Below are 18,928 nucleotides of genomic sequence, written 5' to 3'. Positions count from 1 at the left end.
CGCCTATTGCTTGCCGCGAGTAGGGGAGGAGAGATCACATTCCTTGAGAGGGACAAGCTTAATATGATGTTTCCATTTATACCCGAGCCAGACGATCAGGAAGACCGGGATCGTAATATAGGCGGCGATTAAGCCTTGCCAATCGAAGCCATGCTCCGTAATCAGGGACATGCTCTGTCCGATAATAACGATCATACACAGAAGGAACGCAAAGATAGGACCGAACGGGAACCATTTGGCTCTATACGGCAGTTCATTCAAATCATGGCCTTGAGCCATAAAGGCACGGCGGAACCGATAATGACTGATGGCGATGCCAAGCCAAGTGATGAAGCCGCACATTCCGGATGCGTTCAGCAGCCAGGTATAGACGACGCCATCGCCAAACAGCGAAGCCAAGAAGGCGATCATGCCAACCGCTGTCGTCAGCAGCAGAGCATTCATCGGGATGCCGTGACGGTTCAGCCTGCCCAGGGACCGAGGGGCCTTGCCGCGTTTGGCCAGGGAGTAAAGAACGCGTGAAGAGGCGTACATTCCCGAGTTGCCAGCGGAGAGCACCGAAGTTAAGATGACCGCATTCATTGCTGAAGCAGCGAAGGCCAGACCCGCTCGCTCAAATACGAGGGTGAACGGACTGACGCCGATACTATCGATTCCGCTCTTGAGCAGGTTTGGATTCGTGTATGGAATTAGCAGTCCGATCACTAGGATCGCGAAAATATAGAACAGCAGGATACGCCAGAATACTTGTCGGATCGCCCGTGGGACATGCTCCCGCGGGTTATTGCTTTCTCCGGCAGCAACCCCGATCATCTCGGTGCCCTGGAAGGAGAAGCCGGCGGCCATAAATACGCCAAGGAAGGTGAAGAACCCGCCGTGAAACGGCGCATCCCCGATCGTGAAGTTCTTGAAGCCGACAGCTTCGCCGCCTAATATGCCCAAGATCATGGCAACGCCGACGATCAGGAACACGATAACAACCACAATCTTAATAATAGCGAACCAATACTCAGATTCTCCATAGCCTTTAACAGACAATACGTTCAGCCCGAAGATCAGAGCCAGGAACAGGAAGCTCCAGACAAACGAGGAGCTGTTCGGGAACCAGTATTTCATAATAAGCGTGGCAGCTGATAGCTCGGCTGCAATCGTGATGGCCCAGTTGTACCAGAAGTTCCAGCCCATGGCGAAGCCCAGGGAAGGGTCAACGAAGCGGGAGGCATAGGTCTCGAAGGACCCGGAGTCCGGTATATAAGTGGCCAGTTCTCCCAGACTGGTCATGAGGAAGTAGACCATGATGCCGACCGCGGCATAAGCCAGCAGGGCACCGCCCGGACCTGCGGAGGCAATGGCTCCGCCGCTGGCGAGGAACAGGCCCGTTCCGATCGAACCGCCGAGGGCGATCATCGTCATATGTCTCGCTTTGAGTCCCGGTTTAAGAGACGACGAATTCGACTTGCTAGGTTGTTTGCTCATTGAACAGCACTCCTTAAGATGAATGTTCCATAAAAGATTGAATTACATTCGGGTGCAAAGAATTTTGTACCCACTCTCAGAGGCCGCAGCTGTTGGAAAAATAAAAAAGGACCACGGAAGAATATCCGCGGTCCTGTTATGGACATGTAATATATACACGAAATCTCCGCACCATTCCTTCATGAAGATAGCTCAACACAATTCCCCATATGGCATAAAGAAATTGTGACAGTTCTGTCTCTTTCGACGACAGCCCCAGCGGCTCAATCGGATTGAAGCTGATTGAACGCTTCGGCAACGGTGCCTTTCCTCCGGATTCATAGGCGGCTTCATACGCCTCCTCCGGTATACTCTTCACAGTTGCGACCTCTACCTCACCCGCAATGATGAGGCTCAAATATTCAGTTACCTTACAACATTAGCAAGTATAGCCTATGCCATCTGGTAGGGCAACCACTAAAAATTAACTGCCGTTATCTTTCGCGCTGCGCCATTTGCTGCCAGACGGTACCCGCGGCCTGTTCTCCGGATTCGATTCGCTCTACGGCCATTCTGGCTTGCAGGCTAACCTCGAATTCCGCATCGTCCGCTGCGGCACGCAATGCTTCAAGCGCATCGTCGGTGCCCGCCTCGTAGAGGAAGCGCGCCGCGCGCCAGCGAACCAGCTTGCTCTTGTCCTGCAGCGCCTCGATCATCGGTCCCGTCGCAGCCGGGTCGCCGATATCGGACAACGTATCGCCAGCGGTGCGGCGAACGGCTGCGGAAGCGTCACGCAGCGCCCCATAGAGAAGCTCCATTGCTTCTGGCGTACGGATGTCGCCAAGGTAGACGACAACCAGACGACGGATCTGCATCTGTTTGTCACGCAGCGCCTCCGTAAGCAGAGGCATCGCCTCTGGTCCAGGCTGCTGCAGCGCTTCAAGCCCGGCATATCGCACATGCCAGTCGCTATCTTGCATCTGTTGCTCAACGTCAGCTAAGCTGAGCACGCGGCGATGCTCGACGAATTCGGCCTGGTTATGGCCATGGGCAATCGCCTGGCTTACGATTTCCTGCAGCCGTTCAGCCGGATAAGCAGCTTCAAGCTCCTGTTCTACTTCGCGGGCGATATCCGCCAGCTCACCATAACGCACACCGTAGTCAACAAGTTTACGCTCCTTAATTAACGTGGCGCTGGCGACCTCAGTGACGGCATCAACAAAACGGGAGGACAGACCAATGCGCTCCTCCTGATTGCCGGATTTAACACGGATCTGCATCGGGATACCGCGGAAGAACTGTACGAATACTTGCGCTTCGCCGAAGCCATGGGCTTCTCCATCCTCCGGATTCCAGGCGGATTCCACATGGTCCTGGCCGAATTGTTCCTGGACGGCGGCCAGAATAGCAGCCCAGTCTGCTCCACCCTTACGATCCAATGCTACGAAATCCGCGGTGTGGAAGACGCTTTTTACCCCCGGGATGTTCAGCATCTGTCTGATCCAGGCCGGAGCGGAGCGTTCATTGTCCAAGGTGTATGTTCTGCGTATTCCCGGCTCCAGGCTTTCGTCCAGATGCAGCTTCATAGAGTTGGGGCTAGGAGTAGGTTCTATAAAAATAATTTTCATAATTTGTTCACATTTCTCCCTTCACAAAGAAAATTAAAAAATTTGAATTTTTGAATTCGTGCTATTATTTTTATTTTACCTTAAGCAACCGCTAATCCCAAGCCTGTTAAAGGAATTAGCAATTTATACTGCAAAAATACGTGAGCATCCGTTCAATGGTATTTTTACATAATTTCTACATATTGCATTTTTAACAGCTTGATTGATTTACCGCGGTGCTGAGGTAGTTTAATATAATCCAAAGAAATCATGTTGAAATGTGTAAAATTTATTAATATATTGTAGGTAGCACGAATCTAGCATTTCATTTGTGCATACATTTATAGGAGGGTTGTCCTTAATGAAAAAAGGGGTCATAGCTTTATTAAGTGTGGTGTTATCGGTCGCCATGTTGGCAGGATGCGGAGATAAATCGGCATCGGAATCCAGCGGCAACGATGGAGGAAACGCGCCTAAAGCGAACTTCAAGGTTGGGATGGTTACGGACTCAGGCACTATCGATGACAAGTCTTTTAACCAAGGTACCTATGAAGGTATTGTAAAGGCGAACAAGGATTTCAAGATGGATTACAAATACTTGAAACCAGCCGGAACAACGGAAGCGGATTACACAAAAGAGGTAGGTAATCTGTTCGACGCTGGCTACAAATTCATCGTAACGCCAGGCTTCAAATTTGAAACCGCTATTTTTAAAGCTCAAGACAAATATACCGATGCTAAATTCGTCCTGATTGACGGAGCACCAAACTCAGGGGAGCCAGATGCTCAGCCGGTTGTAAAAGAAAATACCGTCTCCATCTTCTTCGCAGAGCATGAAGCAGGATTTTTGGCTGGTATAGCGGCGGCCCTGCACGTGAAGGACGGGCAAGCCGGATTCATCGGCGGCATGGAAATTCCTCCTGTACAGAAGTTCAACTGGGGCTTCCAACAAGGTGTTAAATATGCAAATGAGAACCTCGGAACGAATCTTGTAATTAACAAAGAGAACGTAGTATACCAAGGTTCTTTTGATGATTCTGCGGCAGGCAGCCAGTTGGCTGCACAAATGTATGACCGCGGCGTTAACGTTATTTTTGCAGCTGCAGGCGGCGTAGGCGTAGGTGCGATCAACGAAGCGAAGACTCGCGTTAAGAACGGGGCCGATGTATGGGTCGTTGGCGTTGACTCCGACCAATACCAAGACGGCGTGTATGAAGGAGATAAGTCGGTTATTCTGACTTCCGCAATCAAGAGAGTTGACCAAGCCGCTTACGATATGATCAAAGCGGAATTGGACGGCAAATTCCCAGGCGGACAAACACTTACACTGGATGCAAAAAGCGATGGCGTAGGTCTTCCGGATGAGAACCCTAACCTTAGCGATGACATTATTAAACAAGTAGGCGAAGTGTTTGACAAGATTAAATCCGGAGAAATTACTGTAGCTGGTGAGCAAGGCGACCTGATCAAGTAATCCCTAATACGGATCTATATGAATCGACGTAATCATAGTAGCAAGCGACATCGAGTTTAATAAAAAAGACGGAGTCTCCTCCGTCTTTTTTTAAGGTAACGAAGAGCATGAGCAGCAGGAGCTATACATCCTGATATCGCAAGCAAATTGACCATTTGCCGAGGTCTTTCTCGTTGAGGTGCGTCGATTGGCGTTTTTCTGGTTAACTTCCAAACCACACAAAACTTACTATTGAAGAAGGAGAGATACCTAAACCATGGACTATGTTGTCGAGATGGTGGGCATCCGCAAGGAATTTCCGGGTATCGTAGCCAATGATGACATTACGATCAGACTGGAGAAGGGCGAGATTCATGCCCTGCTGGGGGAGAACGGGGCAGGCAAATCAACGTTGATGAGCATCCTGTTTGGTATGTACCAGCCTGACCGCGGAATCATTAAGGTGAAAGGCCAGGAAGTGCGGATTTCGAATCCGAATGTGGCTAACAAGCTTGGCATCGGGATGGTGCACCAGCATTTCAAGCTGGTTGAACCGTTTACCGTTACCGAGAATATTATTCTGGGCAGTGAGACTCGCAAATTTTTCTTCGGCCTGGACGTGAGAACCGCTGCCAAGCGGGTTGAGGAACTGTCCAAGAAATACGGCCTCAATGTAGACCCCTATGCCAAAATCGAGGATATTTCGGTGGGCATGCAGCAGAGGGTTGAGATTCTTAAGATGTTATACCGCGATGCGGAAGTACTCATCTTTGATGAGCCAACCGCTGTGTTGACCCCACAGGAGATCACGGATCTGCAGGATATCATGAGAAATCTGGTTAAAGAAGGCAAGTCTATTATTTTGATTACCCACAAGCTGAAGGAGATCAAAGCAGTAGCAGACCGATGTACCGTTATTCGCCGCGGCAAGACGATCGGAACTGTGAATGTTGCCGACACAAGCCGTGAAGAAATGGCTGAAATGATGGTAGGCCGCAGCGTCTCCTTCAAGGTAGACAAGGAGGAGAGCAAGCCGGGCAGAACCGTGCTTGAAGTCCAGTCGCTCACAGTGAAGAACAGCAAGAAGGTCGAAGCGCTTAAATCCTTCAGTCTTGGTCTGCAAGCTGGCGAGATACTAGGGATCGCCGGGGTAGACGGCAACGGGCAGTCCGAGCTGATCGAAGCCATTACGGGGCTGCGTTCGATAGAGAGCGGTACTGTAACCTTGAACGGGCAGGCACTTAATGATTTGTCTATTCGCCAGCGTAATGACAGCGGGATTGGACATATTCCCGAGGACCGTCAGAAACGGGGACTGGTGCTGGATTACACCCTTGAGGAGAATCTAATTCTTGAAGTGTATAATCGGCAGCCATACTCCAAGTCAGGGCTGCTTCAGCCGGCGGCGATCAGCAAGCATGCGGAGCATATTATTCAAAGCTTTGATGTGCGGTCAGGAACTGGCGGAAGTTCAATCGTTCGCTCGATGTCCGGCGGCAACCAGCAGAAGGCGATTATCGGTCGCGAGATAGAACGCGATCCTGATCTTCTGATTGCGGTTCAACCGACCCGGGGGCTTGATGTGGGCTCAATCGAATATATTCACAAACGTCTTGTAGAGCAGCGAGACAAAGGCAAAGCCGTTCTGCTCGTCTCGTTGGAGCTGGACGAAGTAATGAATTTGGCAGATCGTATTGCAGTTATTAATAATGGCGAACTGGTAGGGATCGTCAATGCCTCCGAAACGAACGAAAGAGAACTCGGGCTGATGATGGCCGGGTATCATAAGGAGGAGGGCACCGCATGAATAACAGCGTTAAATCGTTGCTTGCCGTTGTATTCGGACTTATCGCAGGGGCATTGCTTATGGTGCTGACCGGTCATAATCCGGTAGAAGGATATATGTATCTCATCCAGGGCGGACTGAAAAACCCGGAAAGAATCGGAAATACGCTGGCTACAGCAACTCCGCTTATTCTGACCGGACTTTCGGTTGCGTTTGCATTCCGTACCGGATTGTTTAATATCGGAGCGGCTGGACAGATGCTTATCGGCGGCTTCGCTGCAACAGCTATAGGTCTCTCGCTGAATCTGCCTAGCCTGATTCTCCTGCCGTTAATGGTAATTATCGGATTTATCGGCGGTGCTCTGTGGGCTGTGATCCCGGGCTTCTTGAAGGCCAGATATAATGTGCATGAAGTTGTATCCACGATCATGATGAACTGGACCGCTTATTGGACGGTATATTATGTTATTCCGGCTTATTTCAAAGGGACTAGCCTGGAGACAGAATCGCGCCAGCTTCCGCCGGAAGCGATGCTGCATCAGCAGTGGCTCAGTGACTTATTCCAAGGCTCCTACATCAATTTGGGCTTTTTTATCGCGGTAATCACCGTACTGTTGGTTGCATTCCTGATTAACAAGACGACGCTTGGTTATGAGCTGAAGGCGGTCGGATTCAACCGTCACGCAGCTGAATACGCAGGTATTGCCGTTAAACGGAGCATTGTACTATCCATGTTCATTTCCGGCGGTATCGCCGGCCTGGCAGGGGTGGCCCAATACACAGGGAATGCCTCCAGCATCCAGATCGGTATTTTGCCGACCCAAGGCTTTGATGGCATTGCCGTTGCTCTGCTTGGCAGCAATACACCATTGGGCGTATTAATGTCAGCCCTGTTCTTCGGCCTGTTATATTCGGGTAGAGGTTTCCTGAATGCCATGACCGAAATCCCGCCAGAGATAGCAGATACCATCATCGCCATCATCATCTATTTCGCCGCGACAAGCATTCTTATCGAACGATTGCTTCACAAGCTGAAGGTGCGTCGTGCAGCAAATAAAAAGCAGGGGGAACAAGACCATGTGGACAACGCTTGAACAGATTTTTCCGTATGCTATCGTGTTCACCATCCCGCTTTTGATTACCGCCTTGGGCGCACTGTTTAGTGAGCGAAGCGGGGTCGTGAATATCGGTCTCGACGGATTGATGATTGTCGGCTCCTTTACAGGCGCTTTTGTCGTATCGAAGCTGCAGGAATATTATTTGGGCTCATGGTGGGTTCTGTGGGTAGGACTGCTGGCTGCTGCTGTGGTTAGCGCATTGTTCTCCATGTTGCACGCCTTCGCGAGCATCAATCTGAGCGCCAACCAGATCATTAGCGGCACGGCGATCAATATGATTGCCGGTGCTTTGACCATCTTCCTGGCGCGCAATATTACCGGTAGCGGGAATATTCGAATCAAACAAGGATTTATGCCCTTTAATTTCCCTGGGTTATCGAAGATTCCGATCATCGGGGACTTATTCTTTACCAAAATGTATGCTTCGACCCTGTTTATCATAATCATCCTGTTGCTTAGTGCATTTCTGTTGTACAAGACGCCTTTTGGCCTCCGTCTTCGTTCCTGCGGTGAGCATCCGCATGCTGCCGAAGCAGCTGGGATCCACGTGAGATCAATGCGTTATATCGGTGTTATGGTCTCCGGGGCATTTGCCGGTCTGGGCGGCGCGATCATTCTGTTAACCTATTCCGGTGAATTTACCGGAAATGTGGCAGGACTCGGCTTCCTTGCCTTGGCTTCGCTTATCTTCGGCCAATGGAGGCCGCTGGGCATCTTGCTGGCAACGTTCTTCTTTGGATTTGCCAGCACTATTGCTAACGTATCGCAGGTTATTCCGTCGCTGGCGGTATTCCCGCCGGTGATTCTGAAGATTTTCCCGTATGTGGTGACCCTGATCGCCCTGGTTATTTTCTCGAAATCGTCCAATGCACCGAAAGCCGTCGGAGAGCCTTTTGATTCCGGAAAACGGTAAAATCGGCATAGGAATGTGGATAGTAGCATTTTAGACATCCAAGACGATCATACAATAGCATGAAGACCCTCTTACACTAGTTCAGTCTCTAGAAGGCAAGAACCCGGTAAGAGGGTCTTTTTACGCTATAAGGTTGTTCAAAAAGGAGAGGACGAGTACCAAGGTTCACGGATCTTGCTATCGTTATTCAAACGTCCTAGATCGATCTCAGTGGCGGACCCTTTTGAACGACCACAACTCACTTTGAAAGGGGGACAATTTATATAACGACAATAACATTGCAATGAAACGATTGCGCGGTCAATCTGGCGGTCTTTTTACACAAAACATACTATCAGTTACTTCTGCTATAACAATGCTGGCATATATTGAAAGTGAGTCTATAAAATTTTGATAGAGGAGTGAATCATGAGAATGGGCTTGCGATTTAAAAGCTTCTGTAAGCAGATGAGCTTAGCGTTGGCTGTTGTTATGTTCCTGAGTACGATCGTTCCTTTTGGTTCTGAGCAAAGGGTACAAGCTTCACCGCAAAATGATCAAATTGTAGTCAGCCAGGTTTATGGGGGCGGCGGGAATAGTGGAGCTGAGTATAGCAACGACTTCATCGAATTGTTCAACCCTACAAGTCAAGCAGTCGATCTTACAGGCTGGAAAGTTCGTTATGCCAGTGCAACAGGTAATTTCAGTGATAGTAATAATATAACTTCCTTGAACGGTATTATCGAACCTTATTCCTATTTATTGATTCAGGAGAAGAAGGGGGCTGGTGGCGCACTAGCTCTGCCAACGCCTGATATTCAAGGGCAAATAGATTTAAGCGGTACAAATGGTAAAGTTGATCTGGTAGATGCCAACGGTGATCGCATTGATCTAATCGGGTATGGCAATGCCTCATTATCAGAGGGCAAACCTACGCAAGCGTTATCAAATTCAACGGCTGCGATTCGCAAACAATTAACCAATGGTCAATCAGATGATCGCGGTCTGGATACGGATCATAACGACAGTGATTTTCGAATCGATACACCCGATCCGCGCAACAGTTCATCTCCTCGCACGCCAGTAGATCCGAACAGCGGGCTGGGACGTGTAACGGCGAATCCAGAGGCTAATGCTTGGCCGCAAGGGACGGAAATTACGTTAAGCCCTCCTTCAGTCACGGCCTCGGTCTATGCCGATATTTATCGGTCAGGCGGAAACGGAACAGGATTCCAGCCTGTAAATGGCCCCATTGTGCTTGATAAGCCGATGCGCATAGAGGCTTATGCGGCCATGGATGGAGTTGCAGATGGCCCAATCGCCTCCTACGAATACGATATTCTAACGGAGACATCTGTTGCTGAAGCGCGCCTCAAGGCAAAGGGCGAGCATGTCTGGACATCAGGTATCATCACGCATATCGAAGGTAATGAGATTTATATGCAGGATGATACGGCTGGCATTGTACTCTACGATTATCCGCAAACCGTGGGTGTCGGAGATCGGATCAGTGTGGCCGGGGTTATGGAGATTTATAACAATCTTCAGGAGCTTAAACCGCATCCTCTGCTGCCGTATCAAGTAACCGACAAAGATATCGGATCGCCGCAAGCTATTCAAATCCAAGGAGCAGATCTCTCTGCCAACCAAGGGGAAGCCTATGAAGCCAGGCTCGTCTACCTGGAGGATATCTCTATTAAGTCCGAGAATCGACCGAACGAGTACACGGCTGTACAAGGCGGAGCCGAATTTACAATCTATTCCGGCCTCTCCAAGCTGAAGGCGGGTAAGACCTTTAGTCGTATAACGGGCGTGGTGAAGCAGTATGGCAGTATATATGAGCTGATCCCGCTGAATGATGCGGCCCTGATTGAAGATATGTTCTCTGTCATTGCAAGTCCGGGGGCAGGTCTGATTATTACCGGGAGTACGGTTGCACTATCCAGTCCGACCCCGAATGCAAATATTTATTATACCGTCGATGGAAGTGAGCCAACAACGGCAAGCCCGCCTTACAGCACGCCGATTCAAGTCGACCATGATATGACCATCAAGGCGATCGTTGAGTCCGGCGGGAGTGTAAGTAAAGTGTTCGAATTCGCCTATGTGGCGACAGAGCAGCCGCGCATCGCGAATATTCAGGGAGAGGACCATTCCTCGCCATATAATGGACAGACGGTCAAAAACGTCGAGGGAATCGTTACGCAATATGGATATACCTTCTCTAACGGAAATATCAAAGGTTTCTATATTCAAGATCCCGCACCGGATTCCAATCCGAACACCTCGGATGCCATTTTTGTATACACTACAAGCATAAATCGGCCTAAAGTAGGCGATCTGGTATCCGTTAGCGGCAAAGTTGCTGAATATAACGAAGGAAGCTCCAGCAATTTGACGACAACCCAGATCGAGCTTCAGTCTTACCAGACGATCAAGGAGAATCAGCCGCTGCCGGAGGCGGTTACCTTAGGCAAAGGCGGGCGTCCGATCCCTGCATCGATTATTGATAATGACGGATTGCAGAGCTTCGATCCGGATGAAGATGCGATTGACTTCTATGAATCATTGGAAGGGATGCGAATCAGACTCGCCGAACCGACGATCATCAGCCCATACTGGACAAGCAGTGGGACATACAATATTGCCACTCGCGTTGAGAATGATGAGCCGGACGTAATTACGCCGGCTGGAGGGCTGGTGCTGAAGGAGCAAGGCAACTTCAATCCGCAGCGCCTCATTATTGCTTACGGTAATCCTGGTCAGGAAGTAAGCACGGGCGATACATTCGCAGGCGATGTCATCGGGGTAATCGGCTATAACAACGGTAATTTTAAAGTGATTCCGGAGCTGGGAGGGCTGCCAGCCATCAACAGCAGTCCTTTCCAACAAGAGGTATCCACTATTGACGTTAAGGACGACCAGTTAACAGTAGCGACCTATAATATTGAGAACTATTATCCTGGCGTGGGCTCCGCCAAAATGAACAAGCTGGCAGAGTCGATCGTCATGAATATGAAATCGCCGGATATTATCAGTCTGGTTGAGGTTCAGGACAACAATGGGGAGAAGAACGATGGAACAACAGCGGCGGATCAGAGCTATCAAGCCTTGGTCGATGCAATTCGGGCTGCTGGTGGACCAGCTTACAGCTATACGGACATTGAGCCGGTCAATAACAACGATGGCGGGGCGCCTGGGGCAAATATCCGGGTAGGCTTCCTCTACAATCCAGGCCGCGTTCAATTGTCGGATAGCGTACTCGGCAAGAAGGGATCATCTACGGATGCGGTTGCTTATGATGCAGACAAGGATCAGTTGACTCTTAATCCAGGCCGGATTGAGCCGACCCATAGCGCATTTAATGCTTCGCGTAAACCGCTGGCGGCCCAGTTCGAGTTCCGTGGTGAGAAAGTGATTGTTATCGCCAATCATTTCAATTCGAAGTCCGGCGACCAGGGGCCTTTTGGCAGCACGCAGCCGCCAGTACTCTCCAGCGAAGCTCAGCGCCATGAGATTGCCGCTGTCGTGAACGGATTTATCCAAGAGGTTCTGAAGGGAAATCCGAAGTCGAACATCATCGTGATGGGTGACCTGAATGATTTTCAATTTACCGAAACGGCTAAAATCTTGAAAGGAAATGCATTGGACAGTCTGATCGAAACATTGCCGCTAGAAGAGCAGTACACATACACCTATGACGGCAACTCCCAGGTACTGGACCATATTCTGGTCAGCAAGAACCTGACTCGGTCCGCAGAGGTGGATGTTGTTCATCTCAATGCAGATTTCCCGGCCTCCAGGGGCCGTGTGTCCGATCATGATCCGGTCGTGGCCCAGATCGATCTGCAAAAACAGACGATCGACGGATTCCCGCTGACGATTTTGCATACGAATGATACGCATGCCAACCTGGATACCGTGAGCTCACCGGATAACATTGCCCGTCGGGTTGCCGCTATTCGGGAACAGAAGGCGAGCTCGGTCAATCCGCTGCTTCTGGATGCAGGGGATGTATTTTCCGGTACGCTGTACTTCAACAAGTACTTTGGCCTGGCAGATCTGGAGTTTATGAATCTGGTTCAATATGATGGCATGACCTTCGGCAACCATGAGTTCGATAAAGGCTCAGAGGTGTTGAACGCATTTATAGAACATGCAGATTTCCCGTTCATATCCTCGAACGTTAATTTCTCAGCCGATCCTGTGTTAAAAGGGAAATTCAAGAATGAGATCTCGCGGAATACAGAAGCTGGCACGATCTATCCGGCGATAATTATGGAGGTGGATGGCCAACAGGTTGGTGTGTTTGGTCTGACTACGGAGGATACAGCCAATATTGCATCGCCAGGGTTAGTTACGTTTGATGATGCGGTGCAGAAGGCTAAAGATACCGTCGCCATGCTGCAGCGTGAAGGGGTTAACAAAATTATTGCCTTAACACATCTCGGGTATGATGTTGATGTGAATCTTGCTAAAGCGGTTGATGGGATTGATATTGTCGTCGGTGGACACAGCCATACCAAGCTTGATCAAGCGGTCGTGGACCGTACTGGAAGTGAGCCGAAGCTGATCGTGCAGACAGGTGAGAAAGGCCAATTCCTCGGCAAGCTCGAAGTGGTCTTCAATGACGAAGGAGTGCTCCAGGATTGGGACAGCCGTCTTATCTCCATTGATGAGAAGGATGCGAACGGGCAGTATGTCATCCAGCCCGATCAGGAAGCACTGGATCTATTAAATACCAAATATAAACCGGGCATCGAGGAACTGAAGCAGATCGAAGTGGGTCAGACTGAAGTGGTGCTGAACGGGGTGCGCGCTGATGTGCGGACGAAGGAGACCAACCTTGGCAACCTGATTGCCGACGGGATGCTCGATGCGGCCCAGGCAGCGGGGACAAATGCCGTGATTGCCTTGCAGAATGGAGGGGGCATCCGGGAGTCCATTGCCGCCGGTAAAATAACAATGGGTGACGTTATGACGGTTCTGCCGTTCAATAATGATCTGGTCACCATTACGCTGACAGGCCGGGAAATCAAGGAAGCGATGGAGAATGGCGTATCCAAAGTTCCTGGTCAGGACGGGCGATTCCCGCATATTGCCGGAATGAAATTCTACTATGATTCCACGAAGCCGGAAGGCGAACGTGTGATGCGTATTGAGGTAAAGGGCAAGAACGGCTATGAGCTGCTGAACCCGAATAGGTCGTATGAGGTAGCTACGAACGTGTTCACCGCAAAAGGCGGCGACTTCTATGCTTCGCTTGAAAAGGCGTATCTGGAAGGACGTGTAAATCTTCTCTACCTGCCGGATTACGAGGTCTTCTCAGACTATGTGAAGAAAGTAGGCACCATTACGGATAAAACCTCGGCGGTAGAAGGGCGAATTATTGATTTGAAGGGGGCACCGCTTCCTGAAGGACCAGGACAGCCTGGAGAAGGAGGAGGGACTCCGGGTACACCGGGTACTTCCGGTTCATCAGGATCAACGGGTTCGACAACTCCTGCAAGCCCGGGAACAGTACCGTCGGTAGAGCCTGGGAAGGTGAAGGTACAGCTTCAAATCAAGCAAGGCGAGGCAACCGGTACGATGAGTGCTGAGGAAATGAAGGAAGCCTTGAAGCGGCCAACCGGCGGCAAGGTCACCGTCGAGGCGGCAAGCGAAGAGCCGTTCCAGTCCGTTGCTATTACCGTAAATCACGGAGCGCTTCAAGCCTGGCTTGCTCAAGCAGATGCTTCGGTATTAAGTTTCGTAACGCCATTCGGAAGCTATGATCTGCCTCAGAAGGAAGTTGATCTTGATGGATTAGCGAGGCAGATAGGTTCCGATGCTGCCAATGATATTGGACTGGTGGTTAAGCTCGCCGTAGATGCCAATGCAGTAAAAACAGCAGCGGCCCAAGGGTACCAGGCTCTGCAAGCGATAAGCTACAATGTAGCTGCGCAGACCGGCGATGGCAAGACGATTGCTTTGAACGAATATGCTTCCTATGTGAAGAGATCGGTTGTCTTGGAACAGCAGCCAAACCAGGCGGCGATTGCGGTGCTTCGTCAGGTTGGCAGCAGCTATATCCCTGTTCCCTTCAAAGTGAACGGAAATCAGATCGATATCTACAGCCAGGCGAACGGAACTTATCTGGTGATCCAGAACTCCGTCACCTTTGCGGATATTGCCGATCACTGGTCCAAAGTCGATGTGGAGTCTCTTGCCGCTAAAATGATTGTTGCCGGGCGCACGCCAACGACTTATGTACCGGATGCTCCGGTAACACGGGCCGAATTTGCATCGCTGATCGTGAGGGCGTTGGGATTGTCCGTTTCATCTGAGGCAGAAGGCTTCCGTGATGTAGCAGCAACTGATTGGCATGCCGATCAGGTACAAGCCGCTGTGAATGCGGGGATCGTTAATGGTTATGCTGACGGCACATTCCGGCCGGATCGGACGATTACGCGTGAAGAGATGGCCATAATGGTGTCCAGGGCGCTTCAGTACGCTGGATTCCAGCGCGCTGATATCTCTCCAACGGAGTTCGCCGATGGTGCCCAGGTTAGCATTTGGGCCAAGGAGGCGGTGCAGCTGCTGAACGGGCTTCGTATTATGAACGGCGACCATCGCAATCAATTCGTGCCGAAGTCGAATGCAACGAGAGCGGAGAGTGCCGCTGTGCTGAATCGGATGATGGAGAAGCTGACATACGAGAAGTAAGGCTATGTTTGACATATGACAATTTTAGGGCTGTCCCGTTGGGGGCAGCCCTTTGCGTTGTATTCAGGAATAAAAAGGAACATGAAAGACACAATAAGCTTATGGAAATTTAAGGGGGCAGGATCATGAGTTCTAGAAGACAGGAGAAGAGGCTGGCGCTGGTCAGCCTTGTGATAGCAATTATTATGCTGTATGCCTTCATCAAGAGCCTGCTGAGATTTCTGAATTACTATTGATATAAGCAGGTCCATCCTGCAGACCACTATGTTCAACTAGAGAGGAAGATCGTCATGTCTTACGATCCGGTTACGCTCAGTCGTATTCTTACCGGACTTACCCTGTTTGTGCATATCGTGTTTGCTTCGCTTGGCGTTGGTGTGCCGTTAATGATTGCATTGGCGGAGTGGAGAGGGATTCAGACCCGCGATCCTCATTATTCCTTGCTGGCCCGAAGATGGGCGCGAGGTTTCGTGATCTCCGTCGCCGTTGGTGTTGTGACCGGAACCTCAATCGGGCTGCAGCTTAGTCTGCTCTGGCCGACCTTTATGCGCGTAGCAGGACATGCCATCGCTCTGCCGCTCTTTATGGAGACCTTCGCTTTTTTCATCGAAGCGATTTTCCTCGGCATTTATTTGTATACCTGGGATCGCTTCAAGCGTCCGATGCTGCACTTGCTCCTATTGATACCGGTAGCGATCGGATCGTCCGCCTCAGCCTTCTTCATTACGACTTTGAACGCTTTTATGAACACGCCGCAGGGCTTTACGCTCAAGAATGGAGTATTTACCGATGTGCATCCGCTCATCGCCATGTTCAATCCGGCTACGCCCACCAAGGTATCTCACGTACTCGCTTCTTCCTATACGGTGAGCGCTTGTCTCTTGGCGGGGATTGCTGCGTACAGCCTGCTGATGGGGCGGAAGGAAGCCTATTTCAAAAAAGCGTTGAAGCTAACGGTCATGTCCGCCTTTATATTCGCTTTGGCTACAGCGATCATCGGGGATTTCTCGGGCAAGTTCCTGGCCAAATATCAGCCGGAGAAGCTGGCCGCCGCCGAATGGCATTTCGAGACGAGGCGAGAAGCGCCTTTGGTCTTTGGCGGCGTGCTGGATGAGAACAATAAAGTCAGGTACGGGCTTGAGATCCCTTATGCACTCAGCATTCTGGCCGGTAATAAGCCGAATACGAAGGTGATCGGGTTGAATGAATTCCCGGAGGATGAACGCCCGCCGTTGTTCATTCACTATATGTTCGATTTGAAAGTGACGATCGGTATACTGCTTGTTCTGATCCCTTTTCTATATATGATCAGGCGCTTGCTGCCTGGGAACCGGCATGGTGGATATCCGAAATGGCTGCTGCTTGGGATCCTGCTGCTTGGACCATTGGCCATCGTGGCGATCGAGTTAGGCTGGCTGTTTGCCGAATTCGGCCGCCAGCCCTGGATTGTGCGCGGATATATGAAGGTGGGGGAAGCGGCGACAACTTCGAATCATGTAGGCTCCATGCTATTGTTGTTCGCTGCGCTGTACATCGTGCTGTGCGGCTCCTGCGTCATCGTATTAGCCCGCTTGTTCCGCAGCAAGGATGTCGTTGAAGAAATGCGTGAGCTTGGGATTGAGGGAGGGACGGTAAAATGAGCTATGAATTGGTTGGTATCACGGTACTGTGGACGTTTCTGTTCGGATATTTAATTGTTGCCTCTGTCGATTTCGGAGCGGGATTTTTCAGCTATTACAGCGTAATTACGGGGCATAAGAACAAAGTGCACAGCATTATCCAGCGCTATTTGTCCCCGGTATGGGAAGTCACTAACGTATTTCTGATCTTTTTCGTGGTTGGCCTTGTTGGCTTCTTTCCCGACTCCGCTTATTTTTACGGGACAGCGCTGCTCATTCCAGGCAGCCTGGTGACCGTGCTGCTTGCCCTTCGGGGTGCCTACTATGCCTATAACACCTATGGCAGCAGTAAAGAAGACAATAAAATATATATGGCGATCTATGGTGCAACCGGCCTTCTGATCCCCGCGGCTCTCTCCACGATCCTGGCCATTTCCGAAGGCGGCATCATTACAGAGATAAATAACAAAGTGCATCTGAACTGGGGCTCCTTCTTCAGCAATCCGTACACCTGGTCGGTCATCATCCTGGCGCTCGTATCCGTACTCTACATCTCCGCGATGTTCCTGACCTACTATGCGGACAAAGCGGGGGATCGTGCTGCCTTTGAAGTACTGCGCGGTTATGCGCTCTGGTGGAGCGGTCCGACTATTCTTGCCTGCGTGTTTGCCTTTTTCCAGATCAACCGGCAAAATCCCGAGCATTTCAGCAATATGCTAAGCATCGCCTGGGTGTTCATTCTCTCACTGATCTGCTACCTGGCTGCAGTCTATCTGGTATGGAGACGGAGGAACCTTGGCTGGACCTTCATCCTTGTTATGCTGCAGTTCGGGTTCGCCTGGTATGGCTATGGCCATTCGCATCTGCCGTATATTCTGTATAAGCAGGTTAGCATTCATGAGAGCTTCACCAATGAGTCGATGGCGGTGGCCCTAATTACCGTTTTTATCGCCGGGCTGTGCGTGCTCATTCCTTCGCTGATCATTTTGCTCCGATTGTTCCTGTTTGATGCCAAATACGTGCGCGGCAGTTCGCCAAAGAAAGGATAGGAGAGTATGGAAAAATTTATTATTTTTATAGCTCCTGAGCTGGTGGTCGTGATCGCCGTCGCTTTTCTGTTCCTGTATTCGTTCCGGTATAAAGATCCCTCGGATTGAAATTGAAATTTGGAATGACGGGATAGTTGTTTTACAATGGGGGTAAGTCGTACAGGCGGAATTTTAATGGCTCTCATAGGATGAAGGGGACTGGAAGGAGGAGCCAATACAAGATGGCAAGGAAGCGTTACAACAATTTGGACAATATCGGGACGGACCGGACACTGAAGCAGTTTAAGCAGTGGCGGGATGAACGCCGTAGAAAGCGTAAGGATTATTCGTACGTCATTCCTAATTTCCCCCCGGATCTGAATTTTCTACAGGGGAACCGCTCTGAACTATCTGTCACCTGGATTGGGCATGCAACCTTCCTGATTCAGTATGCGGGTTTGAATCTGGTTACCGACCCGGTGTGGGCTAAGCGGATGGGATTCCAGCGGAGGCTGGGCACGCCGGGAATACCGCTGCAGGACATTCCGGAGATTGACGTAATTCTTATATCTCATTCTCATTATGATCATATGCATTTAGCTTCGATCCGCAAATTATATGGGAGCAAGACAAAGCTCGTAGTCCCCAGCGGGTTAAAGCGTAAAATGGTCCGTAAAGGTTTCGAGCGCACTTATGAGCTTGGCTGGTGGGAGGAGCTGCAGCTTGACAATGTGAAGATCACATTTGTCCCTACGCAGCACTGGACACGCCGGACGCCGTGGGATACGAATACGTCGCATTGGGGCGGATTCGTCCTGGAGTTATGCGGTGAGACGGTAGAGGCAAAATTACAGAAGCATCCTATCGTGTATTTTGCTGGCGATAGCGGATATTTCAGAGGGTTCGCCGAGATCGGCGAGCGTTTTGAAATCGATATCGCTTTGTTGCCAATCGGTGCTTATGAGCCGGAATGGTTCATGACCTCTCAGCATACGACACCGGAGGAGGCGCTGCAGGCGTTCGAGGACGTTCGGGCCAAACTGATGGTGCCGATGCATTATGGCACATTCAGACTGGCGGATGATACGGCGCGCGAGGCGCTGGATCGACTTGAAGCGGATCGGCTTCGCCGCGGCATTCCGGAGGAACAGATTCGCGTATTGCACCATGGTGAGACCTTAAGGTGGCCGTAAAAGAAACGGTTGCCTTATTTTTTTGCAGAGTCGTTCCTGATCGCTGTGCAGTACTCAACTTATATCTGGAAC

The 18,928-nt window shown here is 50.4% G+C and carries 11 protein-coding genes and 1 riboswitch; of the genes, 9 read left to right on the top strand and 2 right to left on the bottom strand.

Annotated elements, in window-relative coordinates; translation table 11 throughout:
* Positions 1 to 3: 3 nt before the first annotated feature.
* Both DMN77_RS16505 and DMN77_RS16495 read right to left on the bottom strand, forming a co-directional pair.
* Positions 4 to 1,476 carry an amino acid permease gene (locus DMN77_RS16505; protein WP_068778386.1) on the bottom strand — a complete coding sequence of 491 codons (1,473 nt, stop codon included), beginning with the start codon at positions 1,474 to 1,476 and terminating at the stop codon, positions 4 to 6.
* A gap of 180 nt (positions 1,477 to 1,656) precedes the next feature.
* A riboswitch (Lysine riboswitch) is annotated at positions 1,657 to 1,856 on the bottom strand.
* A 93-nt stretch (positions 1,857 to 1,949) separates the two neighbouring features.
* A complete protein-coding gene (locus DMN77_RS16495; RefSeq protein ID WP_179015723.1) occupies positions 1,950 to 3,083 on the bottom strand; it encodes a virulence factor in 1,134 nt (377 codons plus the stop codon).
* Between the two features lie 340 nt (positions 3,084 to 3,423).
* Here DMN77_RS16495 and DMN77_RS16490 point away from each other — a divergent pair, with 340 nt between their 5' ends.
* The 9 genes from DMN77_RS16490 (at position 3,424) to DMN77_RS16455 (ending at position 18,856) form a co-directional block, all read left to right on the top strand.
* Positions 3,424 to 4,536: a BMP family lipoprotein gene (locus DMN77_RS16490; RefSeq protein WP_068778383.1), complete on the top strand. Its 1,113-nt coding sequence runs from the start codon at positions 3,424 to 3,426 to the stop codon at positions 4,534 to 4,536.
* A 256-nt stretch (positions 4,537 to 4,792) separates the two neighbouring features.
* The gene (locus DMN77_RS16485; RefSeq protein WP_179015722.1) at positions 4,793 to 6,322 is read left to right on the top strand and encodes an ABC transporter ATP-binding protein; all 1,530 of its coding nucleotides are present in this window, start codon (positions 4,793 to 4,795) and stop codon (positions 6,320 to 6,322) included.
* On the top strand, positions 6,319 to 7,395 hold the full coding sequence (locus tag DMN77_RS16480; protein WP_179015721.1) for an ABC transporter permease: 1,077 nt from the start codon (positions 6,319 to 6,321) through the stop codon (positions 7,393 to 7,395). Before DMN77_RS16485 ends, DMN77_RS16480 begins: the two co-directional genes overlap by 4 nt.
* Positions 7,379 to 8,332, top strand: a complete 954-nt coding sequence (locus DMN77_RS16475; RefSeq protein ID WP_068778380.1) for an ABC transporter permease — start codon at positions 7,379 to 7,381, stop codon at positions 8,330 to 8,332. Before DMN77_RS16480 ends, DMN77_RS16475 begins: the two co-directional genes overlap by 17 nt.
* 408 nt (positions 8,333 to 8,740) lie before the next feature.
* A complete protein-coding gene (locus DMN77_RS16470) occupies positions 8,741 to 15,016 on the top strand; it encodes a 5'-nucleotidase C-terminal domain-containing protein (RefSeq protein WP_256872446.1) in 6,276 nt (2,091 codons plus the stop codon).
* Between the two features lie 290 nt (positions 15,017 to 15,306).
* Positions 15,307 to 16,656 carry a cytochrome ubiquinol oxidase subunit I gene (locus DMN77_RS16465; protein ID WP_068778377.1) on the top strand — a complete coding sequence of 450 codons (1,350 nt, stop codon included), beginning with the start codon at positions 15,307 to 15,309 and terminating at the stop codon, positions 16,654 to 16,656.
* Positions 16,653 to 17,684 carry a cytochrome d ubiquinol oxidase subunit II gene (locus tag DMN77_RS16460; protein WP_068778376.1) on the top strand — a complete coding sequence of 344 codons (1,032 nt, stop codon included), beginning with the start codon at positions 16,653 to 16,655 and terminating at the stop codon, positions 17,682 to 17,684. The genes DMN77_RS16465 and DMN77_RS16460 overlap by 4 nt, the downstream gene beginning before the upstream one ends.
* Before the next feature lie 6 nt (positions 17,685 to 17,690).
* Entirely contained in the window at positions 17,691 to 17,792 is a 102-nt protein-coding gene (gene cydS / locus DMN77_RS24295; protein ID WP_372776063.1) for a cytochrome bd oxidase small subunit CydS family protein, read from the top strand.
* Between the two features lie 113 nt (positions 17,793 to 17,905).
* Complete coding sequence (locus DMN77_RS16455) at positions 17,906 to 18,856, top strand: MBL fold metallo-hydrolase (protein WP_068778375.1); 951 nt, start codon at positions 17,906 to 17,908, stop codon at positions 18,854 to 18,856.
* Positions 18,857 to 18,928 lie beyond the last annotated feature (72 nt).

Source organism: Paenibacillus sp. 79R4 (genome assembly GCF_013393165.1).
Lineage (GTDB): Bacteria > Bacillota > Bacilli > Paenibacillales > Paenibacillaceae > Fontibacillus.
Note: the sequence above shows the minus strand (reverse complement) of the source record. Positions and strands in the feature narration are given on the sequence as shown.